We start from the raw sequence: 202 nt of genomic DNA, 5'->3' as shown, positions 1-202 counted from the left end.
TGACAACTCGCTTTCCTGCGAAGCCAGACCCTTGATCTTTTCGCGCACGGATTGAGGAATACGGTTCCAGACCCGCGACGGCGTAGGTCTGCGATCTTCAAGCGCCTCGGGGCCGTCGACGAGATATCGGTCGTACCAGCGATAGAAGGTGGTCTTCGGAATGCCCAGCTTCTCCAAAGTGCGCTTGGTCGGCAGATGCGAT

At 57.9% G+C, this 202-nt stretch carries 1 protein-coding gene; it reads right to left on the bottom strand.

The features are described from left to right. Positions 1 to 202 (bottom strand): helix-turn-helix domain-containing protein (locus ABLN87_RS22505; protein WP_353014352.1); only part of this gene is annotated, 202 nt, incomplete at both ends.

It is taken from the genome of Ruegeria sp. SCP10 (genome assembly GCF_040329495.1).
GTDB lineage: Bacteria > Pseudomonadota > Alphaproteobacteria > Rhodobacterales > Rhodobacteraceae > Ruegeria.
The sequence above is the reverse complement of the archived record's forward strand: the minus strand, read 5'-3'. Positions and strand labels throughout refer to the sequence as shown.